The sequence below is a fragment of the Spirillospora sp. CA-128828 genome (genome assembly GCF_050945415.1).
Classification (GTDB): domain Bacteria; phylum Actinomycetota; class Actinomycetes; order Streptosporangiales; family Streptosporangiaceae; genus Spirillospora.
Genome location: NZ_CP191986.1, coordinates 4,280,538 through 4,305,591 on the forward strand (window position 1 = coordinate 4,280,538; position 25,054 = coordinate 4,305,591).

General features: G+C 69.8%; 28 protein-coding genes. 13 read left to right on the plus strand and 15 right to left on the minus strand.

Translation table 11 applies throughout. The annotated features are described in order from the left end of the window. Positions 1 to 2: 2 nt before the first annotated feature. Positions 3 to 725, minus strand: coding sequence for a hypothetical protein (locus ACQPXG_RS20970; RefSeq protein ID WP_433469386.1), 723 nt, complete (start codon positions 723 to 725; stop codon positions 3 to 5). A gap of 184 nt (positions 726 to 909) precedes the next feature. Here ACQPXG_RS20970 and ACQPXG_RS20975 point away from each other — a divergent pair, with 184 nt between their 5' ends. After that, positions 910 to 1,395: a hypothetical protein gene (locus tag ACQPXG_RS20975; protein WP_433469387.1), complete on the plus strand. Its 486-nt coding sequence runs from the start codon at positions 910 to 912 to the stop codon at positions 1,393 to 1,395. Between the two features lie 80 nt (positions 1,396 to 1,475). Here the strand turns inward: ACQPXG_RS20975 and ACQPXG_RS20980 are convergent, their stop codons facing one another. From ACQPXG_RS20980 to ACQPXG_RS20990, 3 genes are all read right to left on the minus strand, one after another. Continuing rightward, positions 1,476 to 2,531: an ABC transporter substrate-binding protein gene (locus ACQPXG_RS20980; protein WP_433469388.1), complete on the minus strand. Its 1,056-nt coding sequence runs from the start codon at positions 2,529 to 2,531 to the stop codon at positions 1,476 to 1,478. A 73-nt stretch (positions 2,532 to 2,604) separates the two neighbouring features. Beyond that, the gene (locus ACQPXG_RS20985) at positions 2,605 to 3,537 is read right to left on the minus strand and encodes an ABC transporter permease (protein ID WP_433469389.1); all 933 of its coding nucleotides are present in this window, start codon (positions 3,535 to 3,537) and stop codon (positions 2,605 to 2,607) included. Then, positions 3,527 to 4,375: an ABC transporter ATP-binding protein gene (locus ACQPXG_RS20990; protein WP_433469390.1), complete on the minus strand. Its 849-nt coding sequence runs from the start codon at positions 4,373 to 4,375 to the stop codon at positions 3,527 to 3,529. The genes ACQPXG_RS20985 and ACQPXG_RS20990 overlap by 11 nt, the downstream gene beginning before the upstream one ends. Positions 4,376 to 4,533: 158 nt before the next feature. Between ACQPXG_RS20990 and ACQPXG_RS20995 the strand changes: the two genes are divergently transcribed. Both ACQPXG_RS20995 and ACQPXG_RS21000 read left to right on the plus strand, forming a co-directional pair. Continuing rightward, positions 4,534 to 6,162, plus strand: coding sequence for a sensor histidine kinase (locus ACQPXG_RS20995; protein WP_433469391.1), 1,629 nt, complete (start codon positions 4,534 to 4,536; stop codon positions 6,160 to 6,162). Positions 6,163 to 6,229: 67 nt separating this feature from the next. Beyond that, on the plus strand, positions 6,230 to 6,895 hold the full coding sequence (locus tag ACQPXG_RS21000) for a response regulator (protein WP_433469392.1): 666 nt from the start codon (positions 6,230 to 6,232) through the stop codon (positions 6,893 to 6,895). Here the strand turns inward: ACQPXG_RS21000 and ACQPXG_RS21005 are convergent. The 5 genes from ACQPXG_RS21005 to aceA form a co-directional block, all read right to left on the minus strand. Next, on the minus strand, positions 6,844 to 7,824 hold the full coding sequence (locus tag ACQPXG_RS21005; protein ID WP_433470020.1) for an ABC transporter ATP-binding protein: 981 nt from the start codon (positions 7,822 to 7,824) through the stop codon (positions 6,844 to 6,846). The genes ACQPXG_RS21000 and ACQPXG_RS21005 overlap by 52 nt on opposite strands. Positions 7,825 to 7,835: 11 nt before the next feature. Continuing rightward, the gene (locus tag ACQPXG_RS21010) at positions 7,836 to 8,621 is read right to left on the minus strand and encodes an ABC transporter permease (protein ID WP_433470021.1); all 786 of its coding nucleotides are present in this window, start codon (positions 8,619 to 8,621) and stop codon (positions 7,836 to 7,838) included. Positions 8,622 to 8,646: 25 nt separating this feature from the next. Beyond that, complete coding sequence (locus ACQPXG_RS21015) at positions 8,647 to 9,435, minus strand: ABC transporter permease (RefSeq protein WP_433469393.1); 789 nt, start codon at positions 9,433 to 9,435, stop codon at positions 8,647 to 8,649. Between the two features lie 100 nt (positions 9,436 to 9,535). Beyond that, positions 9,536 to 11,053: a M1 family metallopeptidase gene (locus ACQPXG_RS21020; RefSeq protein ID WP_433469394.1), complete on the minus strand. Its 1,518-nt coding sequence runs from the start codon at positions 11,051 to 11,053 to the stop codon at positions 9,536 to 9,538. Positions 11,054 to 11,290: 237 nt separating this feature from the next. Next, a complete protein-coding gene (gene aceA, locus ACQPXG_RS21025; protein ID WP_433469395.1) occupies positions 11,291 to 12,574 on the minus strand; it encodes an isocitrate lyase in 1,284 nt (427 codons plus the stop codon). Positions 12,575 to 12,724: 150 nt separating this feature from the next. Here aceA and ACQPXG_RS21030 point away from each other — a divergent pair, with 150 nt between their 5' ends. The 5 genes from ACQPXG_RS21030 (at position 12,725) to ACQPXG_RS21050 (ending at position 17,171) form a co-directional block, all read left to right on the plus strand. After that, positions 12,725 to 14,161, plus strand: a complete 1,437-nt coding sequence (locus ACQPXG_RS21030; protein WP_433469396.1) for a helix-turn-helix domain-containing protein — start codon at positions 12,725 to 12,727, stop codon at positions 14,159 to 14,161. Positions 14,162 to 14,263: 102 nt separating this feature from the next. Further along, positions 14,264 to 15,493 carry an acyl-CoA dehydrogenase family protein gene (locus tag ACQPXG_RS21035; protein WP_433469397.1) on the plus strand — a complete coding sequence of 410 codons (1,230 nt, stop codon included), beginning with the start codon at positions 14,264 to 14,266 and terminating at the stop codon, positions 15,491 to 15,493. A gap of 276 nt (positions 15,494 to 15,769) precedes the next feature. Further along, positions 15,770 to 15,970 (plus strand): hypothetical protein, encoded by a 201-nt coding sequence (locus tag ACQPXG_RS21040; RefSeq protein ID WP_433469398.1) that lies wholly within the window; start codon positions 15,770 to 15,772, stop codon positions 15,968 to 15,970. A 128-nt stretch (positions 15,971 to 16,098) separates the two neighbouring features. Next, positions 16,099 to 16,275 carry a hypothetical protein gene (locus tag ACQPXG_RS21045; RefSeq protein ID WP_433469399.1) on the plus strand — a complete coding sequence of 59 codons (177 nt, stop codon included), beginning with the start codon at positions 16,099 to 16,101 and terminating at the stop codon, positions 16,273 to 16,275. A 707-nt stretch (positions 16,276 to 16,982) separates the two neighbouring features. Beyond that, positions 16,983 to 17,171: a hypothetical protein gene (locus ACQPXG_RS21050; RefSeq protein ID WP_433469400.1), complete on the plus strand. Its 189-nt coding sequence runs from the start codon at positions 16,983 to 16,985 to the stop codon at positions 17,169 to 17,171. A gap of 392 nt (positions 17,172 to 17,563) precedes the next feature. Here ACQPXG_RS21050 and ACQPXG_RS21055 read toward each other — a convergent pair whose 3' ends face one another. Further along, positions 17,564 to 17,746 carry a hypothetical protein gene (locus tag ACQPXG_RS21055; RefSeq protein ID WP_433469401.1) on the minus strand — a complete coding sequence of 61 codons (183 nt, stop codon included), beginning with the start codon at positions 17,744 to 17,746 and terminating at the stop codon, positions 17,564 to 17,566. Between the two features lie 331 nt (positions 17,747 to 18,077). Between ACQPXG_RS21055 and ACQPXG_RS21060 the strand changes: the two genes are divergently transcribed. Beyond that, positions 18,078 to 19,094, plus strand: a complete 1,017-nt coding sequence (locus ACQPXG_RS21060) for a hypothetical protein (RefSeq protein WP_433469402.1) — start codon at positions 18,078 to 18,080, stop codon at positions 19,092 to 19,094. A gap of 173 nt (positions 19,095 to 19,267) precedes the next feature. Next, positions 19,268 to 19,549 carry a hypothetical protein gene (locus ACQPXG_RS21065; protein WP_433469403.1) on the plus strand — a complete coding sequence of 94 codons (282 nt, stop codon included), beginning with the start codon at positions 19,268 to 19,270 and terminating at the stop codon, positions 19,547 to 19,549. Positions 19,550 to 19,861: 312 nt separating this feature from the next. On the opposite strand, the gene ACQPXG_RS21070 is transcribed toward ACQPXG_RS21065, so the two are convergent. Next, on the minus strand, positions 19,862 to 20,011 hold the full coding sequence (locus ACQPXG_RS21070) for a hypothetical protein (RefSeq protein ID WP_433469404.1): 150 nt from the start codon (positions 20,009 to 20,011) through the stop codon (positions 19,862 to 19,864). Between the two features lie 203 nt (positions 20,012 to 20,214). On the opposite strand from ACQPXG_RS21070, the gene ACQPXG_RS21075 reads away from it, so the two are divergent. Then, on the plus strand, positions 20,215 to 20,502 hold the full coding sequence (locus ACQPXG_RS21075; protein ID WP_433469405.1) for a DUF6247 family protein: 288 nt from the start codon (positions 20,215 to 20,217) through the stop codon (positions 20,500 to 20,502). After that, positions 20,499 to 20,756 carry a hypothetical protein gene (locus ACQPXG_RS21080; protein WP_433469406.1) on the plus strand — a complete coding sequence of 86 codons (258 nt, stop codon included), beginning with the start codon at positions 20,499 to 20,501 and terminating at the stop codon, positions 20,754 to 20,756. The genes ACQPXG_RS21075 and ACQPXG_RS21080 overlap by 4 nt, the downstream gene beginning before the upstream one ends. Positions 20,757 to 20,872: 116 nt before the next feature. On the opposite strand, the gene ACQPXG_RS21085 is transcribed toward ACQPXG_RS21080, so the two are convergent. Beyond that, positions 20,873 to 21,415: a hypothetical protein gene (locus ACQPXG_RS21085; protein WP_433469407.1), complete on the minus strand. Its 543-nt coding sequence runs from the start codon at positions 21,413 to 21,415 to the stop codon at positions 20,873 to 20,875. A gap of 235 nt (positions 21,416 to 21,650) precedes the next feature. Here ACQPXG_RS21085 and ACQPXG_RS21090 point away from each other — a divergent pair, with 235 nt between their 5' ends. Then, positions 21,651 to 22,292, plus strand: a complete 642-nt coding sequence (locus tag ACQPXG_RS21090; RefSeq protein ID WP_433469408.1) for an SHOCT domain-containing protein — start codon at positions 21,651 to 21,653, stop codon at positions 22,290 to 22,292. Between the two features lie 18 nt (positions 22,293 to 22,310). On the opposite strand, the gene ACQPXG_RS21095 is transcribed toward ACQPXG_RS21090, so the two are convergent. The 3 genes from ACQPXG_RS21095 to ACQPXG_RS21105 all read right to left on the minus strand — a co-directional run bounded on the left by ACQPXG_RS21095 (position 22,311) and on the right by ACQPXG_RS21105 (position 24,941). Beyond that, positions 22,311 to 22,565, minus strand: a complete 255-nt coding sequence (locus tag ACQPXG_RS21095; protein ID WP_433469409.1) for a hypothetical protein — start codon at positions 22,563 to 22,565, stop codon at positions 22,311 to 22,313. A 1,588-nt stretch (positions 22,566 to 24,153) separates the two neighbouring features. Then, a complete protein-coding gene (locus tag ACQPXG_RS21100; RefSeq protein WP_433469410.1) occupies positions 24,154 to 24,450 on the minus strand; it encodes a GYD domain-containing protein in 297 nt (98 codons plus the stop codon). Positions 24,451 to 24,734: 284 nt separating this feature from the next. Beyond that, on the minus strand, positions 24,735 to 24,941 hold the full coding sequence (locus ACQPXG_RS21105; protein ID WP_433469411.1) for a hypothetical protein: 207 nt from the start codon (positions 24,939 to 24,941) through the stop codon (positions 24,735 to 24,737). Positions 24,942 to 25,054: the final 113 nt, after the last annotated feature.

Sequence of the window (25,054 nt, forward strand, 5' to 3'; positions counted from 1 at the left end):
GATCAGCTCCTCGGCGTGCGGTCGTCCCGGCGACCGCCCACAGGGCCGGCCGCCGCGGCGGGAGGGGCAGGAGGCGGCCCGGCGGGAGGCACGCGGGGCGCCTCGCCGTTGGGCTCGTCCACGGTGTGCTCTCGCGCGGTGTGCTTTCCTGCGGTGCGCTCCTCGGCGGCGTGGCCTGCGGGCCGCCGCCCGTCGTGCGGTGCCAGGAGTTCCTCGAAGAGGGCGCGGTAGTGCACCATGGCCTGCCGCAGTTCCTCGGTGGACGCCTCCTTGGACGAGGCCTTGCCGCTGATCGCGTGGGCGTTCCGGTAGTGGTCCATCGTGCGGCCGTGCTCCACCGACAGGTGGGCGACCTTGTCCTCGAAGCCGTGCGTCGGGTAGCCGCGTTCGCCCATCACCACCGTGACGAGGCCGCCGGCCTGCTCGACCGCCGCCTCCGGGGTGTCGACGAACCGCTCCTGGACGCGGACCCACTGCTCGCGGTACTGCTCGCGGCGGCGGGGGTCGAGGTCGTGCAGTTCGAGCCGCTCATGGCGCTGCTCGCGGGAGCGCAGCTCCCGCTCGGCGGCGGCGCGGCCGCCCGCGCGCTCCACGGTCCGGTCGTACTCGGGACCGAACCGCCGCCGGAGCCGCGCGGAGCGCGACCTGGCCCGGGCCAGGTAGGCGGCGGCGACGAGAACGGCGGCGATGACAAGGGCGATGACGACCCATATCGCGGTCGACATGTCGTTCCTCCAACGTGCGTCGGATCGGATGACTCGCCGATGCCCGGGTAACGGCCGTCAAAACGAACCACCACAAAACGGTACGGATTTGCATGCGCCATCCCTGGCGTGCGTGTTCTGATTGAGGCGCTACCGGAACCATGCGCGCCCGGCGGCGGGCGCGTTCGAATGGATGTGATGCGCGGTGCGCCATGCGTTCGGCTTCGTTCTCGGCGTCCTGCTGACACCCGCGCTGGTGTACGGCGCGGCCTGGGGGTACGTCCAGGCCGGCCAGTCCTTCGACGGCACCGGGCAGGCGATCACCGACCGCACCCGCATCTACGGCGCGTTCGCCCTGCTCGCCGCCGTGGGCCTGGTGACGGGGGTGATCATCGTGGCCCGGTGGGCGTCGCCGCTGGTGTCCCTCGTCCCGGCGCTGGCGCTGCTGGGACTGTCCGGCTACTTCCTGGTCGACCCCGGCCGCGTCCTCGATCTGCCGGGCAAGGTGCCGCCGGCCGGCGACCTGGACTTCGGGCTGCGCATGCTGCTCGGCTCCGGGATCTACGCGATGATGGGGCTCGCGCTGCTGATGCCCTCGTGGGCGCCGCGCCGCTGGGGCGCCGACCGCGACGACGACGCCGCCGACCGGGACTTCTACAGTGCCATGCACCGCGACCGCATGGCCCGCTGACGGCGGGCACGCTGACGGGCCGGGCCTCCGCGCGAGGCCCGGCCCGCGTACCGCGTCCGGTCAGGCGTTCTCCGGTCCGGTCATCCCTGCTTCGCCTTGGTCACGAACTGCGTGGTGTAGGTCTTGCTCAGGTCGATCTTGTCCTTCTTCTCCGCGACCTCGGGCGAGAACTGCGCCAGCACCTTCAGGACGTTCTCGGCGGCGTCCGGCTTCATGACGCCGTCCCCGTTGAACATGCTGATCGAGTCGCCGACCGCCTTCTCGTACAGCGCCGGGTCGCCGCCCGCGTAGTCCTTCGGCATCTTCGCCGCGATCTCCGCCGGCTTGTGCTGCTTGATCCAGCCGAGCGTCTTGACGAACGCGTTGGCGAGCTTCTGCACGGTCTCGCCGTTGGACTTCACCCACGCGCAGTCCATGTAGAGGGACGTGGACGGGTACAGCCCGCCGAGCGCCTTGCGGGTGCCCTCCTCGGTGCGCATCTCGACCATGACCTTGGCCTTGTTGGTGCTGACCAGCTTGGCGATGGTCGGGTCGGTCGTCATGCCCGCGTCGATGCCGCCGTTCTCCATGGTGGAGATGAACGTCTGGCCCGCGCCCGCCTTGACGGTCGTGTAGTCGGACGTCTTCACGCCGTTGCGGACGGCCAGCGCGCGGGTGATGAAGTCGGTGGACGAGCCCGGGCTGGTGACTCCGAGCTTCTTGCCCTTGAACCCGGCCGGCGACGTCAGCGAGCCCGCCTTGGACGTCGAGACCATCTCCGCCTCGCCGGGCACGTCCGCCATCTGCACGACGCTCTGCACGCACTTGTCCTTGGTCTGCAGCTGGATGGAGTGGTCGTAGAAGCCGACGACGCCCTGGACGTCCCCGGAGATGAGGACGTTCTCGGCCTGCGCGCCGGCGGGCTCGGTGAGAAGCTGGACGTTCAGCCCCTGCTCCTTGAAGTAGCCGAGCTGCTCGGTCAGCTTCGCGGGCAGGTAGATGACCTTGTCGATCCCGCCGACCATGATCTTGACGGTGCCGCCGGAGCCGCCGTCCCCGCCGGATCCGGCACGGGAGTCGCGGCAGGCGGACAGGGACGACAGGGCGGTGAGCGCGGCGAGCGCGGCGGCGCCCACTCGGAAGGGTGTGCTGGGCATGACGGTTTCTCCTGGTCGTGCGGAATGCGGGGTGGGAGGGTCCGGGGCGGGTCCGGACGTCTTGGGGGAGGGGTCAGATCTGGACGTCGTGACCGGACGCGGCGGGACGCCAGCGCAGCAGCCGGCCCTCCAGCAGGGTGAGCAGGTACTCGGCGAGCAGGGCCAGCACCGTGATGATGATCATCCCGGCGTAGATGCCGGCCGAGTCGAAGGTGCCCTGCGAGTGGTTGATGAGCAGACCGAGGCCCTTGTCGGCGCCGGTGTACTCGCCGACGATCGCGCCGATGATGGCGAACCCGAACGCCGAGTGCAGTGAGGCGAGGATCCAGGAGGTCGCGCTCGGCACCACGATCGTCCAGAGCACCTGGAACCGGCCGGCGCCGAGGATCCGCGCGTTGTTCACGAGGTTCCGGTCGACCTCGCGGGCGCCCTGGAACGCGTTGAAGAACACCGCGAAGAACACCAGCACGAACGCCGTCGCGATCTTGGACTGCATGCCGAGGCCGAACCAGATGATGAACAGCGAGGCCAGGATGATCCGCGGGATCGCGTTGACGGCCTTGATGAACGGCGCGCACACGTCCGACAGGAAACGGCTGCGGCCGAGCACGATGCCGAGGACGACGCCGCCGGCCGCGCCGAGCGCGAAGCCCGCGACGGCCTCCTGCAGGGTGACCGAGATCTGCTCCCAGATCGACCCCTGCGCGGTGCCCTCGGTGAACCATCCGACGAGCCGCTCCCAGATCTTGGACGGCATCGAGTAGTAGAACGGGTCGATCAGGTGCCGGGCGGCCAGCTCCCACGATCCGAGCCACACCAGGACGAGCACGATCCGGACGCCGTTGATGCCGAGGGCGCGGCGCAGCCCGGCGGTGCGCGCCCGCGCGATCGCCGCCAGCTCGCCGCGGTCGCCCGCCCCGCCGGACGCGGTGGTCCCGGGTGCCGGAGCGGCCTTGTCGATGGTCACCGTGGCCTCGGTCGTGGTCGTCTCCGCGTCACGCGGCATGGCCGGCCCCTCTCTCGCGGGTGATCTGAACCTCTTCGCGGAGCGAGTCCCACACCTCGCGGTAGATGTCGAGGAACTCGCCGGTGAGCCGGACCTCCTCGGCGTTCCGCGGCCGGTCGAGGGGCACGTCGAACACGCCCTTGATCGTCGCGGGGCCGGCGGTCATGACCACGACCCGGTCGGACAGGACGAGCGCCTCCTCCAGGTCGTGGGTGACGAACACGACGGCGGCGCCGGATCCCGACCAGAGGCGCAGCAGCTCGTCCTGCATGAGGCCTCGGGTCTGGACGTCGAGGGCGGAGAACGGCTCGTCCATGAGCAGCACGGACGGCTCGTTCACGAGGGTCTGCGCGAGCGCGACGCGCTTGCGCATCCCGCCGGACAGCTGGTGGGGGTAGTAGCCCTCGAAGCCGGCGAGGCCGACCCGCTCGACCCAGTCGCGGGCGCGGTCGCGGGCCGCCCGCTTGGACGCGCCCCGGTAGCGGGGGCCTGCCGCCACGTTGTCCAGGACGGACCGCCAGGGCAGCACGGCGTCGTTCTGGAACATGTAGCCGACGCGGTCGGGAATCCCGTCGACGGGCCGGCCCTGGACGAGGACACGGCCCTCGGACGCCGGCTCCAGGCCGGAGACCAGGGAGAGGGTGGTCGACTTGCCGCAGCCGGTCGGGCCGACCACGGCGACGAACTCGCCGGGACCCACGGACATGTTCAGGTCCCGGACGGCCGTGTGGACGCCGCCCGCCGACCGGAAGCGCTTGGTGGCGCTCTCCAGCTCGATCACGGGCGCGCCGGGGGTGCGCTCGGTGCTGTCTCGCTTGGGCGATGCTGTTCTGGACACGCCGGAACCGTACGAATGTGGCGCGCGTCACCGGAACCCTTGCCCGCGATGTGCTCGCAAGTCGCGAAACCCCACGTTGCGCGCGTTAGCCCGAGTTTTGCGCGTTCTGCTCGCGGCCCGGGTGGGCGGGCGGCCCGGCATCGATTACCGTGCACGACATGTCCGTCCGGCCGCGCATCTCCTTCGCCCGCCAGGTGCTGATCCTGCAGGTGGGCGTGGTCGTCGTGGTCGCGGTCCTCGGATACGGGCTGGTGGCCTGGATGCTCGACGGCAGGCTCCGCGACCAGTACGGCCAGCGGGCTCTCACGGTGGCGCGCACCGTCGCCGTCGACCCGGAGATCTCCGACGCGGTCGCCGACGGCGATCCCGGCCACATCGTCCAGGACCGCGCCGAGCGGGTCCGCGTCCGGACGGGGGCGCTCTTCGTCGTCGTGACCGACAACCGCGGCATCCGCTTCTCCCACCCCAATCCCCTGGAGCTCGGCCGGCACGTGAGCACCGACCCCTCCGACGCGCTCGCCGGGCGGGAGGTCGTCCGTGTCGAGCGCGGCACCCTCGGCCTGTCCGCGCGCGGCAAGGTCCCGCTGTACGGGCGGGACGGGCGGATCCTCGGCGAGGTCAGCGTCGGGTTCGACGCCCGCGCGATCGACCAGGAACTCGGCCAGCTGCTGCGGGAGATGTCGCTGTTCGTGGCCGGGGCCGTCCTGCTCGGGGTGTTCGCGTCCGCCGCGATCGGGCGGAGGCTGAAACGGCAGACGCTCGGCTTCGAACCGTACGAGCTGGTGGAGCTGGTCCATGAGCGGGAGGCGGTGCTGCACGGTGTCGGCGAGGGCGTCGTCGCGGTGGACACCGCCGGCCGGATCGCGGTCTGCAACGACGAGGCGTCCCGGCTGCTCGGCGTCACGCCGGAGGCGGGCACGCCCGCCGGGGACCTCGCCCCCGAGGGGACGCTCCGGGACGTCCTGACGGGGGAGCGGGAGGCCGCGAACCTGTTCGTCACCGCGGGGGAGCGGGTGCTCGTCGTCAACCGGCGCGAGGTCCGCCGGCACCGCCGCGACCTCGGCGCCGTGATCACGCTGCGCGACCGCACCGACCTGGAGACCCTCGCCCGCGAGCTGGACTCGGTCAGCACCCTCTTCGACGCGCTCCGCGCACAGCGGCACGAGTACGCCAACCGCCTGCACACCCTCTCCGGCCTGCTCCAGCTGGGCCACAGCGAGGAGGCCGCCGACTACATCGGGACGCTGATGGAGGACGCCGCCCGCCGCGCGCCCGCCCCCGACAACCTGCCCGACCCACTGTCGGACCCCTACCTGAGGGCGTTCCTGTCGGCCAAGGCAGCCGTCGCCGCGGAGAAGGGCGTCCGGCTCGACATCGGCGCGGGCAGCTTCGTCCCCGGCCGCGTCGCCGACCCCCTGGACGTGACGACGGTGGTCGGCAACCTCGTCGACAACGCCGTCGAGGCGGCACGGCTCGGGCGGCGGCGGCCCGCACGCGTCGAGGTCGAACTGCTCGGCGACGGCCGCGACCTGCACGTCACCGTCACCGACTCCGGGGACGGGCTGCCGGACGGGCTCCGCGACGCCGTGTTCGACGACGGCGTCTCGACCCGCGACATCGCGGCGGGCCGGTCGCGCGGGCTCGGGCTCGGGCTGGCGCGCCGCACCGCCCGCGCCCGCGAGGGCGACGTGCGGTTCGTGGAGGCCGGCTCGGACGGGTCGGCCGGCAGCGGTGCCGTCGCGGTCGCCCGGCTCCCCGGGGTGCTCGGTGCGGAGGCGATGCGATGAGCGAAGTGAACCGGGGGGTGTGGGGGCCCGGCCTCCCACCGGGGGCGGGCATGAATGAGGCGAGGCCATGATCGACGTGCTGGTGGTGGACGACGACTTCCGCGTCGCGCAGGTGCACGCCGGTTTCGTGGCGGCGCTGCGCGGGTTCTCCGTCGCCGGGCTCGCGCACACCGCGGCGCAGGCGAGGTCCAAGGCCGCCGAGCTGGCGCCCGCGCTCGTCCTGCTGGACGTCTACCTGCCGGACGCCTCGGGCCTGACCCTGCTGCCCGAGCTGGACGCGGACGTCATCATGGCGACCGCGGCGGCCGACCCCGCCGTCGTCCGGGAGGCGTTCCGGCACGGCGCCCTGCACTACCTGGTCAAGCCGTTCACCGCCGCTGCGCTGAACGCGCGGCTCACCGCCTACGCCCGGTACCGTGAGGCGCTGTCCGGCGAGAACGACCTGTCCCAGGTGGCCCTGGACGGCGCGGTCCGCGCCCTGTACGCGCCGCTGCACGGCCAGCCGCCCGCGCCGAAGGGCCAGTCGCCGGTGACGACACGGCTGATCGCCGACGCGCTGCGGCGGGCGGACGAGCCGCGGTCCGCCGCCGAGATCGCCGACCAGGTCGGCATCTCCCGCGCCACGGCCCAGCGCTACCTCGCCGCCCTCGCCCAGGCCGGGCGGGTCGTGGTGACGCTCCGCTACGGCGCGACCGGGCGTCCCGAGCACCAGTACGCGTGGTCGCCGCGGTAGAGGCCCGCCAGGACCTCCTCGATGCCGGCCTCCCGTAGGGAGATGTCGCGGACCTCATGGTCGCGTGCCAGCTCGGCCACGACCGCCGCCGCGTTCGCCGAGCGCGGCAGCCGCAGCCACTGCCGCGGCCCCTCCACCCGCTCGGCCACGATCCCGTCCAGCGTGATCGGCGGGCCCGGCCGGGCCAGCTCCACGACCAGGAGCCGGTCGGCGTCCACGGTGCGGCGCAGCTCGTCCAGGCCGCCGTCGTAGGCGAGCCGGCCATGGTCGATGATCATGACGCGGCGGCAGAGCCGCTCGATGTCGCCGAGGTCGTGCGTGGTCAGCAGGATCGTGGTGCCGCGTTCGGCGTTGACGCGTTCCAGGAAGTCGCGGACGGTCGCCTTGCTCACCACGTCCAGGCCGATCGTCGGCTCGTCCAGGACGAGCAGCTCCGGGTCGTGCAGGAGCGCGGCGGCCAGGTCGCCGCGCATCCGCTGGCCGAGGCTGAGCTGCCGGACCGGGGTGCCGAGGAACGGCTCCAGCTCCAGCAGCGCGGTCAGCTCCGCGAGCCGCGCCTGGTGCGCCGCGGCCTCGACCCGGTAGAGCCGGCGGACGAGGGCCAGGCTGTCGCGCAGCGGAAGGTCCCACCACAGCGTCGTGCGCTGCCCGAAGACGACCCCGATGCGGCGGGCGAGCGTCGTGCGCCGCCGCGACGGGTCGAGCCCGCACACGCGCAGGGTGCCGGACGACGCGGTGAGGATCCCGGTCAGCATCTTGATCGTCGTGGACTTCCCGGCGCCGTTCGGGCCGAGGTACCCGACGAACTCGCCCGGCTCGACGGTGAACGACACGCCGTCCACGGCGTGCAGGGACGTCCGCGTCCGCCGCAGCAGGCCCGCACGCGTCCGGACGGTGAACGATTTGACGACGTTCTCGGCCTCGATCATCGCCATCGGCATCAGCTCCCCGTCGACCGGTAGTGCCGCAGCCCCGCCCGCCACGCCAGCGCCGCGACCGCGCCCAGCACGGCGGCGACCGCGGGGGACGCGAACCGGACCGCGCCCGGCAGCCCGAGCGGGTCGGGACGGTCCAGGACGTACAGCGCGGGCTGCCAGTTGACGAACGCCAGCGGGACGACGAACGTCACCCCGCGGACGAAGTCGCGGGCGAACATGGTCATCGGGTACTGGGTGAGGAACGCGCCCCCGTAGGTCAGCGACTTGCTCGCCCCGTGGCTGTCGACCAGCACGACCTGCACCGCGCCGGTCAGCACCCACAGCCCGCCGAAGATCGCCGTCCCGGACAGCACCATGACCGGGACCATCGCCACCCGGCCGGGCGTCCAGGCGACGTCCAGCCGGCTGATCGCGTAGGCGAGCACCATCACCGCCGGGACCAGCTTGCCGATGCGCCGGGGAGTGAAGCCCTCCGTCGCGATCTGCACCAGGGGGCTCACCGGGCGCACCAGCATCGCGTCGAGCGACCCTTCCCGCACGTGGTACCCGAGCCGCTCGGTCGTTCCGAGGGCGATGTCGGAGAACGCGAACGACAGGGCCGACGTGCCGTAGAGGAAGAGCACCTCGGACGAGCCGAACCCGGCGATGCGCGGCGCCCGCGAGAACAGCACCAGGATCGCGGCCGCGTCCAGGGTGGAGACGACCGCCGTGACGAGGGCCAGCAGCGCCATCGACACCGGGTACTGCGCCGCCGCCCGGATCCACGTCCAGGCGAGCAGCCCGTACATGCGCGCCGGTCCTGCCGGCACGGGGTCAGCCACCGTGGATCACCAGTCTCCGCCGGGCCGCCCGCGTGACCAGGGCTCCGGCCCCGAGCAGGGCCACAGCCCAGGCCGCCTGGAACGCCAGCGCCCCCGGCAGCGCGGCGCCGGTGTACCGGCCGAGGAACACGTCCGCCGGCACCTGGATCTGCGCCGACCACGGCAGCGCCCGCGCGACCTTGCCGAGCCACCCGGGGAACACGACCAGCGGCAGGATCATCCCGGAGAAGAACACCGACATGACGAACGTGACCGCGTTCAGGCCCCGGTCGTCGTGCAGCCAGAACATCCCCATCGCCGCCAGGTACCGTAGTGCGAAGCCGACGACGGCCGCCAGGACCAGCGCCACCGCGAACGCCGCGAGGGCCTGCGGGGCCGGCCACCGGAACGGGAAGACCAGTGCCCCTGCCAGCAGCGGGGGACCGGCGCGCAGCAGCAGCGAACCGGCGGCGCGGCCCAGGTCGTCGGCGAGCCACCAGCCCTGGAGGCCCACCGGCCGGTGCATGTCGATCGCGATGTCGCCGTTGCGGATGCGCTCGGTGAGGTCCATCCCGCCGAAGATCTGGACCGGCCCGATCAGGGCCTGGGTGATGAAGCAGAACGTGACGGCGTCGGCGGCCTCGTAGCCGCCGAGCGACGGACGGACCTCCCACAGAGCCAGCAGGACGTAGGCGCGCATGAAGCCGAACGCCGTGTTGGTCAGCGACTCGGTCAGGGAGCCGAGGGGGTACGCGGTGTGGCGGCGGAGGCCGTACCACCACACCCACGGAAGAACGCCCACTTGCCAGGAGCCTAGCCAGACAGCGCAAGGGCGACCACGTAATTTCGCACAGAAGCGGGGCTCCAGCGCGTCGCGCCGGAGCCCCGCTTCCGAGGTGGGGTCAGCCCTGCGGAATTTCGGGCTTGATGGGGGAGTAGAGCCAGTCCTTGAAGAACCCGCTCAGATCCTGCCCGGAGATCTGCTGCGCCAGGGACGTGAACTGCGCGGTGTTGCCGTTGCGGTACTTGTGCTGCGCGTACCACGTCCGGAGAAGGGTCAGGAACTTCTCGTCGCCGATCTTCTCCCGGAGGAACTGCAGCATCATGCCGCCGCCGCTGTAGACGCGGTCGTTGAACATGGTGTCGCGCTGCGGGTCGGCGGTCAGCACCGACCAGTACGGGTTGCCCTCACGGTCGGGGAACGGACGGGCGGCGTACGTGGCGCGGGCCGCGTCGTGAACGCTGCGGCCGCCGTGCAGTTCCGTGTAGTACCACGCGGCCCAGGTGGCGAAGCTCTCGTTCAGCCAGACGTCCTTCCAGCGTTCCGGCGACACCGCGTCGCCGAACCACTGGTGCGCCAGCTCGTGGGCGATCGTCCCGGTGCTCCGGACCGCGGAGTAGACCGGCTTGCTCTGCGTCTCCAGGGAGAACCCGAGCGGCTGGCCGTTGAAGCGGGCGTCGTCGGCGATCGCGCCGGTGCTGCTGAACGCGTACTTGCCGAACGTCTTCGACCACAGGTCGGTGACCTCGCTGGTGGTGTCGTAGAAGAAGCTCACCGCATCCGGCTGGTTCGCGAGGAGCACCGGGTCGACGGCCGTGTAGTTGGGGACGCCGCCGGGTGTGCGGCCCTGCTTCACGTCCCACTTGCCGATGTCGATCGTGGTGAGGTAGCTCGCCATGGGGCTGTCCTCGCGCCACTTGAAGACCTCGGCGCGGGTCTTCGCGCTGCGGCGGCTGAACGAGGCGACGTCGGAACGGTGCCCCGTGGGACGCCCGTTGGCGACGGCCGTCAGGCCCTTCGGCACCGTGAGGGTGTAGTCGTAGGTGGCCTTGTCGCTCGGGTGGTCGTTGACCGGGAACCACGTGCTGGCGCCGTTCGGCTCACCGCCGACGAACGCGCCGTCGGGCGTGTGCAGGAACCCGTACGGGGAGCCGAACACGATCGGCGAGCCCACGATGGTCTGCGGGACTCCGCCGTACCTGATCACCGCGGTGAAGGTCCGTCCCTTCCGCAGGCCCTCGCGCGGCGTGATGACCAGTTCCTGGCCGCGCCGGGTGTAGCGGGCCTGGTGCCGGTCGACCCAGACCTTGTCGACGTCCATGCCGGACAGGTCCAGGTCGAACCGCGACAGATTCTGGGTGGCCCGGGCGGTGACGGTCACGGTGCCGTCGAGCTGGTCGTAGTCGGGGTCGTAGCGCAGATCCAGCGAGTAGTGGCGTACGTCGTAGCCGCCGTTGCCCTCCAGCGGGAAGTAGGAGTCGCCGACACCGGAGGCGCCGGGGGTGAAGCGCCCGTTCTGGCTGTGCCCGTCCGCGGAGGCGGCGGGTGCGAGCGCGACGACGCTCACGGCGGCGACGGCGAGCGGGAGCATCCGGCCGGGGATCGCCCGGGACCGGATGGACCGGGGGTGACGCGCCATCAGAGATCCTTTCCGAGTGATCATCTAGCGCGCCCACGATGCTCCTTTTATTGGGAGTTGTCGAGATCCATCGCCGCATGTGGCCGGGGTGGATGAGGCGTGGGAGGAGCCTGGGAGGGGTCAGGGGAGGGGGCCCGGGCATACCGGAAGGCCCCCGCGGGTGTAGGGACGCGGGGGCCTTTCGGGGTCCTGGGGATCAGGCCGGAGGGACGGGCCGGTGGAACCGGCCGCCGAGGGTCAGTGGAACTGGCCCTCTTCCGTGGAACCCTTCAGCGCCGTGGTGGACGAGTCCGGGCTGATCGCGGTGCTGACCATGTCGAAGTAGCCGGTGCCGGCCTCGCGCTGGTGCTTCACTGCGGTGAAGCCCTTCTCGGCCGCCGCGAACTCACGCTCCTGCAGGTCGACGTAGGCCGTCATGCCCTCGCGGGCGTAGCCGTGCGCCAGGTCGAACATGCCGTAGTTGAGCGCGTGGAAGCCGGCCAGCGTGATGAACTGGAACTTGAACCCCATGTGGCCGAGCTCGCGCTGGAACTTGGCGATGGTCGCGTCGTCCAGGTGCGCCCTCCAGTTGAAGGACGGCGAGCAGTTGTAGGCCAGCATCTGGTCCGGGTACTCCGCCTTGACCGCCTCGGCGAACTTGCGGGCCTGCTCCAGGTCCGGGGTGCCGGTCTCCATCCAGATGAGGTCGGAGTACGGCGCGTACGCCTTGGCGCGGGCGATGCAGGGCTCGATGCCGTTGCGGACCCGGTAGAAGCCCTCCGCGGTGCGCTCGCCGGTGGTGAACTCGCGGTCGCGCTCGTCCACGTCCGTCGTGATCAGGGTCGCGGCCTCTGCGTCGGTCCGCGCGATGATCAGTGACGGCACATTGGAGATGTCCGCGGCGAGGCGGGCGGTGTTGAGGGTCTTGATGTGCTGCGAGGTCGGGATGAGGACCTTGCCGCCGAGGTGGCCGCACTTCTTCTCGGAGGCCAGCTGGTCCTCCCAGTGCACGCCCGCGGCGCCCGCGGCGATCATGCCCTTCATCAGCTCGAAGGCGTTCAGCACGCCGCCGAACCCGGCCTCGGCGTCGGCCACGATCGGGGCGAGGAAGTGCGTGTCGCCCTGGCCCTCGGCCCACTGGACCTGGTCGGCGCGCAGCAGCGCGTTGTTGATCCGGCGCACGACGGCCGGGACCGAGTTCGCCGGGTAGATGCTCTGGTCCGGGTAGGTCTGGCCGGCGAGGTTGGCGTCCGCCGCGACCTGCCAGCCGGACAGGTAGATGGCCTTGAGGCCGGCCTTGACCTGCTGGACGGCCTGCAGCCCGGTCAGCGCGCCGAGGGAGTGGACGTAGTCCTCCTCGTGCAGGAGCGTCCAGAGCCGCTCGGCGCCTAGGCGCGCGAGGGTGTGCTCCTCCTGGACCGAACCGCGGATCCGGATGACGTCCTCGGCCGTGTAGGTCCGCTCGACGCCCTTCCATCGCGGGTCGGTGTCCCACTGTCGCTGCAGCTCCTCGGCTGCGCCCTTGAGGCGACTGTCGCTCATCGTCTTGCCCTTCCGTGTCGTCCCCTGGGTGCTTGTGGTCGACTATGCCCGGGTCGCAACCCCAATATGAACTGGCGGGTAACGAAAGAACTGCGAAATTTCCGCTATGATGAAGCGGTGACGACCTTGCGGCCAGAAGAACCCCTCAACTTGACGAGTGATGTAGATCTCGTGACGTTCGGGCAGCGGCTCCGCCATCTGCGGCGCGCCCGCGGCATGACGCTGGCGGACCTCGGTGAGCGCGTCGGGCGCGCCCCGTCCCAGCTGTCGCTGCTGGAGAACGGCCGGCGCGAGCCCAAGCTGTCGCTGCTGCAGGCCCTCGCCACCGCGCTGGAGTGCCCGGTGGAGGAGCTGCTGCGCCGCCAGCCGCCCAGCCGGCGCGCCCAGCTGGAGATCGAGCTGGAGGAGGCGCAGCGCGACCCGCTCTACCGGACGCTCGGCCTCTCGCACCTCAAGGTCGGCAAGCGGATGCCGAACGAGGTCATCGAGCACATCCTCGCGCTGTACGGGGAGCTGAAGCGCAGCCGCACCAAGCCCACCGCGAGCCCGGAGGAGGCGCGCAAGGCCAACGCCGAGCTGCGCCGCCAGATGCACGAACGCGGCAACCACTTCGCCGAGATCGAGCAGGTCGCGTCCCGGACCCTCGACGCCGTCGGGTACCGGCGCGGCGCGGTGTCGCAGGGGCTGCTGATGACGCTGGTCGGCCACTTCGGCTTCAGCCTCCAGTACGTCCAGGACCTGCCGCGTTCCGTCCGGTCCATCACCGACCTGCGCAACCGGCGGATCTATCTGGAGCGCGAGCAGCTCGGCATGCACACGCCGCGGACGATCCTGCTGCAGACCCTCGGGCACATCGCGCTCGACCACGACCAGCCGCGCGACTTCGCCGACTTCCTGCGCCAGCGCGTCGAGGCCAACTACTTCGGCGCCGCGATCCTGATGCCCGAGCGAACCGTCGTCCCCTTCCTTCAGGAGGCCAAGGCCGCGCGGGAACTGTCGGTGGAGGACCTCGCGGACGTCTTCTCCGTCTCCTACGAGATGGCCGCGCACCGCTTCACCAACGTCGCGACCCATCACCTCGACCTTGAGCTGCACTTCACCAAGAACGACGAGAACGGCACGATCTACAAGGCGTACGCCAACGACGGCCTGGCCTTCCCCCAGGACGAGGACGGCGCGATCGAGGGGCAGCGGATGTGCCGGGAATGGGCCGGCCGGCACGTGTTCGGCGCTGCGGACCGCTTCTCGGTCTACTACCAGTACACCGACACCCCCAACGGGACGTACTGGTGCCTGTCGCACATCGACCCCAGCCACGAGCGCGACTTCGCGATCACGCTGGGCGTCCGGTTCGAAGACTCCCGCTGGTTCCGCGGCCGGGAGACCACCCGGCGGGTCAAGTCGGCCTGCCCGGACGGCGACTGCTGCCAGCGGCCGCCGAAGGCGCTGTCCGACCGGTGGGAGGGCATGGCCTGGCCGTCGGCGCGCGCGCACTCGCACGTCCTGTCGGTGCTGCCGCCCGGGGCGTTCCCCGGCGTGGACGAGGCGGACGTCTACGAATTCCTGGACCGGCACGCCGCCGGATGACCGCCTCTCCCGCTGTGACTCCGGCCACGGTGTTACCCGTGGTAACGCACCTTGGTGCTACCGTTGGTAACAGCTGTTTATTGGAGAGAGGGTCAATTAATCATGACGACCGCCGAGCAGACGCCGTTCTCCCTTGAGCCCAGCGAGGACGTTCGCGAGGTCAGGGACTGGGTCCACGAGTTCGCCAAGGACGTCATCCGTCCCGCGGCCGAGGAGTGGGACGAGCGCGAGCAGACCCCCTGGCCGCTGATCCAGGAGGCGTCCAAGGTCGGCATCTACTCCCTCGACTTCTTCGCCACCCAGTGGCTGGAGCCGACCGGCCTCGGCATCCCGGTCGCGTTCGAGGAGCTGTTCTGGGGCGACGCGGGCATCGCGCTGTCCATCGTGGGCACCGGCCTCGCCGCCGCGTCCGTCGCCGCCGTGGGCACCCCGGACCAGGTCAGCGAGTGGGTGCCGCAGATGTTCGGCACCGCCGACGACATCAAGCTCGGCGCGTTCTGCGCCTCCGAGCCCGACGCGGGCAGCGATGTGGGCTCGATCCGCACCCGCGCCGTCTTCGACGAGGCCAAGGACGAGTGGGTGCTGAACGGCACCAAGACCTGGGCGACCAACGGCGGCATCGCCGACGTCCACGTCGTCGTGGCCTCGGTGCACCCCGAACTGGGCAGCCGCGGCCAGGCCAGCTTCATCATCCCGCCGAACACCCCCGGGCTGAGGCAGGGCCAGAAGTTCAAGAAGCACGGCATCCGCGCCTCCCACACCGCCGAGGTGATCCTGGACGACGTGCGCGTCCCCTCCCACCTGATCGTCGGAGGCAAGGAGAAGTTCGACGAGCGCATCGCGCGGTCCCGCGAGGGCAAGAGCGCCAAGGGCCAGGCCGCGATGAAGACGTTCGAGACCACCCGCCCGTCCGTCGGCGCGATGGCGCTCGGCGTCGGCCGCGCCGCCTACGACTACGCCCTGCAGTACGCGCGGGAGCGCGAGCAGTTCGGCAAGAAGATCGGCGACTTCCAGGCCATCGCCTTCAAGCTGGCCGACATGAAGACCCGCCTGGACGCCGCCCGGCTCATGGTGTGGCGGGCCGCGTGGATGGCGCGCACCGGCAAGGACTTCGCGAACGCCGAGGGCTCGATGGCCAAGCTGATGGCGAGCGAGATGGCGGTGCACGTCACCGAAGAGGCCATCCAGATCCTCGGCGGCAACGGCTACACCCGCGAGTACCCGGTCGAGCGCATGCACCGCGACTCCAAGATTTTCACCATCTTCGAGGGCACCTCCGAAATCCAGCGCCTCGTCATCGGCCGCACCATCACGGGTCTACCGGTCAGATAGTAGCTGACCTGCACAAACAGTCGGGTCTTCCAGCCGCGGCGTCCTCTGGCGACCTGGCCCCCCTGCCATTCGTCATGGTGCCTGCACCCAAGATTGGGAGCCGATTGGGAGCGGATCATGCTGCCCGGGCCACCAGCAGTTCGTCCAGGACCCGGACGGGGGAGCGCGGCGCGATCGCGATCCGCTCGTCCAGCGTGGTCTCCCAGAGCGTCGACGCCGGCGCGGCCACGATCCGCGAGTACCTGACGGCGCTCCTGGTCGTCGTGTGGGACCAGGGTGAGGGGTTCTCGGGGAAGCGGCCGTTCGGGAACTCCGGCTGGGACTGGGGACCTCCTCGCCGCGCTGGCCAAGGCCGGGCACATCGCCGCCGAGTTCGACGCGGACGGCTACCTCACCCGCATGGAGGTCGCGGAGGAGCGCAAAGGGCAGCGGTTGATCGCGGAGGCGATCCAGGCGCTCGGTCAGGCGGGCCGGTGATGGGGGAGGAGGCCCGACGGAACGAGGGTGGAGCTGGCCGCCCCGGATTCGATCACCACGCCACGAACACGGCCGATCACGCACCGCGAGAAGGCGACCACCCTCCGAAGACCGCAGAGACGCCCTCAGTGCCGCGCGACCATGACGACGATGACCGGCGGCCGTGGTGGGAGTTCTGGATCCTCGGCATCTGCGTGGTGGTCACGATCATCACGCTGACGGTGTGGGCCGTGAAGGGCGAGGACGTGCCCGCCGCCACACCCGAGCCGCACAGCAGCCCCTGCAAGTCCGTGGAGCCACGATGAAGGATTCTCAGACGGCCGACCCGGCCCTTGGGGGTGCCTCTGCGGCCCGCACCTGGGTCGACTCGGTCACCGGACCGGCCGGCCAGCGCGCGACCGGGGGAGAGTGCCGGTGATCGCGGCGTGCCCGCACCACGAGGGCTGTGAGGCGTGGACCGGTGAGGAGCGCCGGGAGGGCGACGAGTACCAGTGGGAGTGCGCTGGCGGCCTGATCTGGTTGTCCGACGAGACCGGGGAATGCGCCTCAGACGAGGACTCCGATTCCGCACAGCCGGTGAAGGTCGGCCAGGTGTACGAGCGGTGCGGGGAGCGGGGCTACCGGCTGCGGATCCGCGTCACCGCGTACACGCCGGGTGCAGGCAGCGCGGACGTCGTCGACGCCGATACCGGGAAGCGGCCCCGCTCGATCCTCGTGTCGGCGCTCCACGCCACCGGCACGACGCAGGCCGGCCGGGGGCGGTGGACCGGCGACCGCCTTTGGACGGGGGCGGCCATGGCTGGCTCGACGCCCTCGACGCCCCGCGGCGACGCGCACGAGATCCGCGGCGGCGTCCGCATCATGGGCGCGCAGAAGGCCCAGGGGTCGCCGCTCTCCACCTCAATGGGCGCCGGACAGCCCGAGCCCCGCCCGGACCTGCCGAACGGGGTGCTCAACCTGGCGTGCGACCAGTTCTCGGCACGCCACCGCTCCAGGCGACGAGCGGGACGCCATGGCCCGCACGCTCCGCGCCGTGGTCCCCGAGATCGAGCGGCGAGTCGGCGAGGCCGAACGCGCCACGATCGCCAGGGACGTCAAGCAGTACTTCGCTACCTCGGACGGCTCGCTGTACGGGGACGTCTGGATCCTCTGCGACCGCCTCGAGCGCGGCGAATACGGAGCCCCGAGGAGGAGCAGGTGAAACGCTACGACGTACCGGATGAGCTGGTCGCGGCGATCACCGCCAGCTCGAACGATGCCTACGGCTACGGTATCGACGACTTCGGCGCACGGGAACATCCTCGCCGCGCTGCTGCCCGCGACCTACGGCACTGGATCGGGCGGGCGGTCAGCACGTCGGGGGAGATCCGGGAGCGGGAGGCCGAGGCAGCCAAGCGGACGCCGGACGACAGGGTGCGGCTGTGCGAGGTGGCCCGGCCCGGCGAGCACGAGAGGCGGGCCCGAGAGCAGACGCTACGGGAAGCCGGACCTTCTCGGAGCCCAGCCTCTGCGCTCCGAGAAGCACGGCAGGGTGAAGGGCGCGTGCCGCTGGCCACTCGACGCGTGACAGCGGCACGAGCTCCGTCCGTGAGGTTAGCCGGACTTGTCCGCCACGAGCTGGTTCAGGGCGACGGCGGCCTTCAGCGCCGTCATGATCGCCGCACCTGCACCGAGGACGCAGCCGATCGCGATCGCGGGCGCGGGCTCGACGCCCCACACCTCGACGGCGGCGACGGCCGTCGAGATGCCGGTGCCGAGCCCGACGATGACGGCCACCGTCAGGGACAGGATCGTGATCAGCAGTGTGCGCGTGAGAACGGGGGCTTCGGAGCCTCGCCTGGGGGTGCATCTAGTGTTGTCATCGCGGATCCTTTCGCAGGAAGTGATCAGCACCGCACTGGGCCCGTCCTCCGGGGGCATCCGGGGGCCGGGCCCGCCATGTCCTTCATGACCGGCGGTGCCTCTTCCACCATGATTCGGATGGAACGCCCGGAAGGCGAGTACACTGCGAGAACGCGCTAACCCGCCAGAACGTGACCCATGATGGATCGATGTCAGGAAGCATCTACAGGCGGGTTAAGACGTTCAGGCCAGGGGGTCAAAAGTCGTGCCGCAACTGCCGCCTTCGTTGTTCTTCACGCCCACGGAGAAGGAGCTCCAGCGCGTCGCCCGCCGGTACGGACGGCTCCTCATCGTCGAGCGGTACATCGACGGGGCCGTATCCAGCCTGAAACTCTCCGGGGAGAGGTGGCCACGGAGCGTAAAGGTGCGGCTCCGCTTCATCCATCGGCGGGGGCCGTCCACGGCCGACGCATCAGACCGCGTCCTGCCACCCTTGCACGAGCGTCCGCCCGCCACCCGCATCCTCTCCCCGTCCGGCCTCGCCCTCCGCTTCTACCTGATCGCGCTGTGCAAGGCCCAGATCCAGACCAGATCGGGCACCCCCAGAAACGACATGCACCTGCGGGCAGGCGGGGACGACACGGGCTGGATCGACCTGGTGGCCGTCCCCGTCGAAGCCCAGATGGCCGGCAAGGTCGCCGTGCTGCCGTCCGACAAGAAGCTGCGCCAGATCACCACAGCTCTCCGGTCACTGTCCGCTCCCGGCGTACAGCTGGTCCACCTCCCCAACAGGGGCATGAGGTCCCGCAAGTACGAGGACTTCCAACTCCTGGACGAAGGCGGTGTTCGAGAGACGGGGGACGTCCCTCCCTACGTCATACCGACGACTTCCGAAACAACGTTCAGCCTGCCCACCGGCCTGTTCAGCAACGGCTGGGTTCACCTGCTGGACGACACCGAGCTGGCCGTCCTGATGATGATCCTCGCGGTGACACAGCTCAGCACCCAGGGCGAGTGGGTGAAGATCGAGAGCTCGGTCCGGCTTCTGAACTACGGGATCGGCCGGGACGCATACAGCAGCGCCCACAAGACCCTTGAGGCTCTCGGCCTGCTGCACGTCCAGGAGGACGAAAACCGCCACATGGACGGCAAGGTGAAGGACTACGGCAAGGGCGGTCAGCTCCGGCTCCACTCGTTCAAGATCCGGCCCGAGGGCTTCAACGAGCCTGCGGTCGACGTCATGAAGGAGCTGTTCGGACAGGCCCGGAAACACGCAGGGTGATCGCCAACTCGCACTGACGCGGTTATCGTTGACACGACGCGGACCCCTTCAAGGGACCGCTGGCACGTCCGTGAGGACAGGGAACGGCCCGAGAGGGCAGGCGGGCCGAGAGGCCACCAGGCAAGCCCGTGAGGGCACGTCAACCGTCCAGCGGGCCAGCCAGGAGGTCTCTCGTGTCCCGCATTGCCACACCCCAGCGCCCCACGCGCAGCAGGCCGACGTGGGCCATCGACGACGACACCCCCGGCACCCGCGAACTCCTCATCGCCATCCGATCCGACGGGACCCCCGTCTACGCCTGGGCCGGTGCCGCAGCGGCGGACATCGACGACTGGATCCCGATCGAGTACTCGTCGGACGTCTGGCAGCGGGTCATGCTGGAGTCCGCGATCCAGCGGTACGGCGCCCCGGTCCCGACGCAGTCGACCACCAAGCCCCGCACCCGGGGGGTCTGAAGGTCACGCCGGGTGTCACGTACGCCGACGACGACTCCGAGAACAGCAAACACATCCTTACCGCGCCGGTTCATCGCATGGTTCACTGTGGGCGAGGACGACCTCGAGCGCCGAGCCACCAGAACTGCACCTCATCCAGGGCGGCCTTGGCGAGCAGGAAGACCAGGTCTACGACCTCACTATGGGCATCATGGACCAGCTGCCCGACGACCTCGACGAGCGACTAGCGGAGATTGAGCGCCGGACAGAGGCGCTCTCTGAAGAAGTTCACAAGCTGACCGGTCGCATCCCGAAGCCTCCGCCCGCTACTCCCTAGAGCAGGGCCTGGCTTCGATGGGCCAGGACACGGGCGTGCAGGGTCACGAGGATGCCGGCGGCGTGCCCCTGCGCGCAGGCGGGTGAGGCCGCCGCGGTGCCGTGGCGGGTCGGGGTCGAGTTGGAGATGCCGGGCCCGTTCCCCACGATGGCGCCGGCGTGGCATACGCCAGATCCTCCGCCGCGAGCTCCACGGCTTCGACCTGGATCCCGTCCAGGCCAACCGTGTGCAGGTGCCCTCCACCTAGCCAATGTGCCCTGGAGTGGCGTACACGACCCATACACACACCATGCATGTTGTGGGTACGGTTAGTGTCTCGCTAAGTACCTGGACTAAAGGCTGAGGAGCCATGAGCGCGCAGCCCGTGCATGAAGCGTCGGACCCGCGGGACCCGCAGGTCATCCACGACCGGCTTCCCGAACAGGTGCGCGCCAAGTTCCTTACCGAGTACCACGCCGCCGTCGATGGTGCACATGACCTCGCCGGCTACCGGAAGCTCCGCGAGCTGCTGCAGACATGGGCGCTCCTTGCGACCGCCTACGCCAAGCCCGACTTTCACCAGCGTTACCAGGACATCCGCGGCGGCGTTGGAGAGTATGTCTCCATGGATGAGGTCCTCGGCCACCGTAACGTGTGAGCGCCTTCGAGACGGTCTTCCACGCTAAGGCCGCAGCCGAGGTGCGGGGGCTCCCTGAGCGGGCTGGGAAGACGCTGTGGGACGTGCTCGTCGCTGTTGCCCGCACCCCGTGGGACGTGACCAGGCCGGACCCGCTGGTGGACGACGAGGCGTTCCGGTTCGTGCTCTTCGACGACGGCGACGGCATCGTCCACGTCCGCGTCGACGACCAGGCCCGCACCGTCACCATCCACGGCGTCACCTGGATCGGGTGATCAGCCGCGCCGCTCAACCCCGCCGGGCTCCCCGCCCTTCTTCTCGGTCTGCGGATGCGGCTGCGCTGGCATCTTCGGCGCAGGATCGGGCTGCTGAGGAAGGCGAGGGCTGCCGGTCACGAAAGTTTCCCAACGGTCGTCGTCACGGTCAGCGCAAGGATAAAGACCAGCGAGGCCAGGTTCAGCCGGATCGCCCAGACGAACCACCGGCCACGGCTATCGGCGTCGGCCTGCATCGACTGAACCGGGCTCTGGATATCGGCTGCCCTGCCGTGCAGCAACATCTCAACCAAGCTCCGCTTCAGCCCGGTGGCATGCCAAGCGTCGGTGTGGTCGCCGCCCTGCTCGACGCGGTCCAGGTACTCCTGCCAGAACTTCCGGACATCCTCGATGTTGACACTCTTGGTGTCGCGGGCACGCAGCGCACCGGCCGCCGCGCCGGCGCTCCCAATGAGCGCGACTAGCACCGCCGCCCCCACAACGAGGCCAGCAATCCGGTAGTGGCCGGGCAGATCGAGGACGATCTTCAGGTTCGTGGTGAGGAGCGCGACAATTACGCTGGTGAAGGCGAGGACACCCAGCGACTTGCGTTCAAACGCGTCGCCCCGACGCCAGTGAAAATCCAGGAGCCGCTGCCCCTCGTCCAGGAACACCTGCACTCGTGTTCCTGCTCAGGACGGTCAGGCAAGGGCTGCGGCCGACAGAAGAACCTCATGGGTACCAGCCAAGCAGGACCATCACTCTAGTGTCGCCAGCTCCTGCCACCGGTTGAACTGTCAACCCACCGTCCGCAACCGGCAACTCACCGCCTCCCAGCAGGGCACTCCTCGTAGCCTTTACCTTCGAGTCCACGCCGCCTACCCCCGCCGGGCGCCGACCGCGAAGGCAAAGCCGATGACCGTCCACTCCGGCCACGAACAGATCATCTGGGAAGGCGAGTCCCGCAACGTCACCGCCCGCGCCACCGGCGGACGTTTCACTCTCCACTACCGGCTCACCACCCACTACCTGTACTTCGAGACCGGCGGGATCGGCGCTACCAGGCAGGAACAGATCCCTCTGATCAACATTCAGGACGTCGACGTCTCCCAGACCCTGATCCAGAAGACCCAGAAGGTCGGGAACGTGCTCGTCCACATCATCCGGCCGACCGGGCAACACGAAACCGCTGTGCTCGACTCGATCGTGGAACCTGTCCAGGTCCGGGACCTGATCAACCAGACTGTCCACCAGGTCCGGGCCGCCGCACATCAACGGCAGGTCGATGAGGCCCGCGACCTCGGCACTCACCGGTTCGAACAGACCGCGCCGTCCCAGCTCCCGCAAATCCCGGGCGGGTTCAACACCGGCGGTCAGCCGCAGCCTGCCCTGCCGGCCGAACAGCCCGGCACCTTGCATGGCGCCCCTGCGGTGCAGGCCACCACACCCGAGCAGGTCATGGCTCTGCTGAAACAGCTCGGGGAACTCCGCGAAGCGGGCGTCGTTACCGACGAGGAGTTCGAGGCCAAGAAGAAAGACCTCCTCGACCGGCTGTGATCCAACCGGCGTCCCACGCTAGGGGATCTGCTCAGGCGGCAGCCGTAGCCCCAGGCCGTCCTCGGTCCTTCCTCGGACCCTCGTGATCCGGATCTCCTCGACCCACAACTCCGCGCGCAGTTCGGCCGCGTCAGGCTGCACCTCGATCTGCATCGACACGACCAGGCCCTCGGCCGGTTCAACCTGCGTCCACTCTGGCGCTGGCATGTACTGGTGCGGGTTCGACTGGACGCTGAGCCGCTCCTGCGCGGGATCGCGGTACCAGCGCCCCACCCAACTTCCGTCCGCGAGAGTCTCAACGAACTCGGCGATGCGCTCCCGATCATCCCGGGAAGCGGTGGCGCCCCACTCGACTCTGCCCGTCCGCTAACGTCCCCGCAGGTCAGCGGTACCACCACCACAATCCCGGCCCCACCAATGGCACCCGGCTGCGACCTGCGCCCCCGTCCCCGAATGCCCGTCAAACCCGATCGTTCCCGTTGTCACCCAGCCCCGTGCTGAGTTCGTGCTGATACCTAACGGTTGGCTATCCCAGGGGTGAGTGGATGGTGATCTTGACGTGTTGCGGGGGAGCGCCTGCGAGGCATCAACGGTCAGATCGTGAAGCCGCCAGGGTATCGGCTGTGCCGCCGGGCGGTCGGTGTCCCGCACTGGTGGCAGACCGCCGAACCCGGTGGGCTTCACTTTGCCTTGGCCGGGTCGTTGGCCCAGCGCGCCAGTGCGTCGATCTGCTGGCGGTATAGCGGCCCGTCGGCAGGGACTCAGGGGCGAGGGTCTTCGTCGCTTCCAGCAGTGCGGCCAGGTTGATGGAGAAGCGGTCGCGTTCACAGCTAAAAGGAATGGTTCGGCGGGCCGGCTCCACATGCGCGCGTGCTGGACTCCCACTGACCGAAGCCTGACCGCAATGGGCCGATCTCCACACACTCCTAGCGGCCGGCGGCGGGACTACCTACCGTCAACCTCCGTCAACAGCGGGACCAGGACAACGGGGTGATTCGTGAGGCGGCTCCGGCACGGACTATCACGGACGGGAAAGGCGACACGATGGGCGTGGCGGCATGCGTCAGGACGAAAGGGGCGTGCTGCGGCGACGGCTCTGTTGGGGTTGGCGGGGTACACGGTGGTGTTGTGGAAGATGCCCGACCGGATGCAACTGACCGACCCGAAGGACCGGCACAACGCCCGCCTCCTTGTGGTGTCGGTCGGCGGCGGGATCATCGTGCTGATTGGTCTGCTCTACAGCGCGCGCAGCTACCGGCTGACCCACCGCGGACAGGTGACCGACTGTTTCGTCAAAGCCTGGAGCGATTGCGCTCAGACGAGATGTACGTCCGCTTTGGCGGAGTGCTGGCACTGGAACAGATCGTCCAAGATGCTCCCGACCAGGCCACCCACGCCACGCAGGTCTTAGAGGCGTTCATGCGCACCCGCACTCCCCGCCGCCAAGCTCGAGCGGCTCAGCAGTACGTCACCAGCTGCCCATGCCGTGTGATGCGTCTCTGCACCGTCACAAGTACGCGTTGCCATAGCCGGACTACCTTGTTGAAGGGCAGGCAGGCGCTGTGATGTGGCGTCCGCCTGCTGGCTGTTACGACGTGGGGCCCTGGTCGAACACGGTCTCGGTGAGCCCTTCGACGTTCAGGTGAGGCGGTCTCCGGCTCCCCCCACAACGCAGCAGGCCCCGGTATGCGCCGGGGCTGCATTCACTCGGTCGAGCTCAGTCGACTGCGTCCATGACGATCACGGTGACGTTGTCCCGGCCGGCATGCTCAAGCGCCAAGCCGAGCAGCCGGTCGGCGCACGCTGCCGGGTCGCCGACCTCGATCAGGGCGTCCTTGGATGAGCTGGGAGAGCCGGTCGGTCAGCGGTTGGCCTGGATGATCTCTCGCATCTGGTCGGGGCCGTATGCGTCGCACCAGGTGCCGCGCAGGTTGCCCATCGACTCCATGGACAGGATGAACGACGCGAGTTCCTTCTCCTCGCCGGCTTCCATGACGCAGACGATGTCGTAGGGACCGCCCGGAGTCCAGTAGATGTCCTTGAACTGCACGCCGTGCTCGCCTGCCGTCTTCGTGGCCTGCTCGTAGCGGTCGAGCGTGTCCCGGTAGTTCTTTACGCCCTGCTCTGTCCACTTCAGAAACGCGACACCGGTTGTCATCGGAACCTCCCTTATACGCTGCGGCTTCTGCCAGCCTAGGGAGGCGCCTTTCACGGCGACCCCAAGAGCGCTCTGCGTTTGCGCAGATCAGCGGGTCGGGCGAGCCGGGTCGTTGATAGGACGAGCGGACGGGTCCAGGACGCGTTCGCCGACGAGAGTGAGCTGCTCGCCGTGCTCGGTCGCCTCCTCCGAGCCGATGGGTACTCGCCCGGCCCTCCATCAACGCCCGTCGCAGCTCCGACACGCCACCGAGCCTCCCGACCGCTGGACAATCTCTGCCCGGGTTAGTGGTACTTGGCGCAGTCAACAGTGCGGAACCGCGCTTGGCCGGCGCGTGCATCGCGGTGGTCGGCCTGCGCGGCGACCTGGTCGCCGTCGGCGAGGGAGACCGCCTCGCCGCGAAGGCCGTCCGGCTCGAGCAGGTATCGCACGTCGGTGCCCCCGAGCAGGTCGCGCAGGTGCGCGGCCTGCGTGCCGGCTCCTACAGGCACTCGTGGGTGAGCGAGATGTCGCCGCGAGCCAGGCACTCAGATATTGAGAAACACGGAGGTTGTTAGAAGTCGTGCGCCGCGGTCACTGCCACGACGCCCACGTCCCCGGCGAG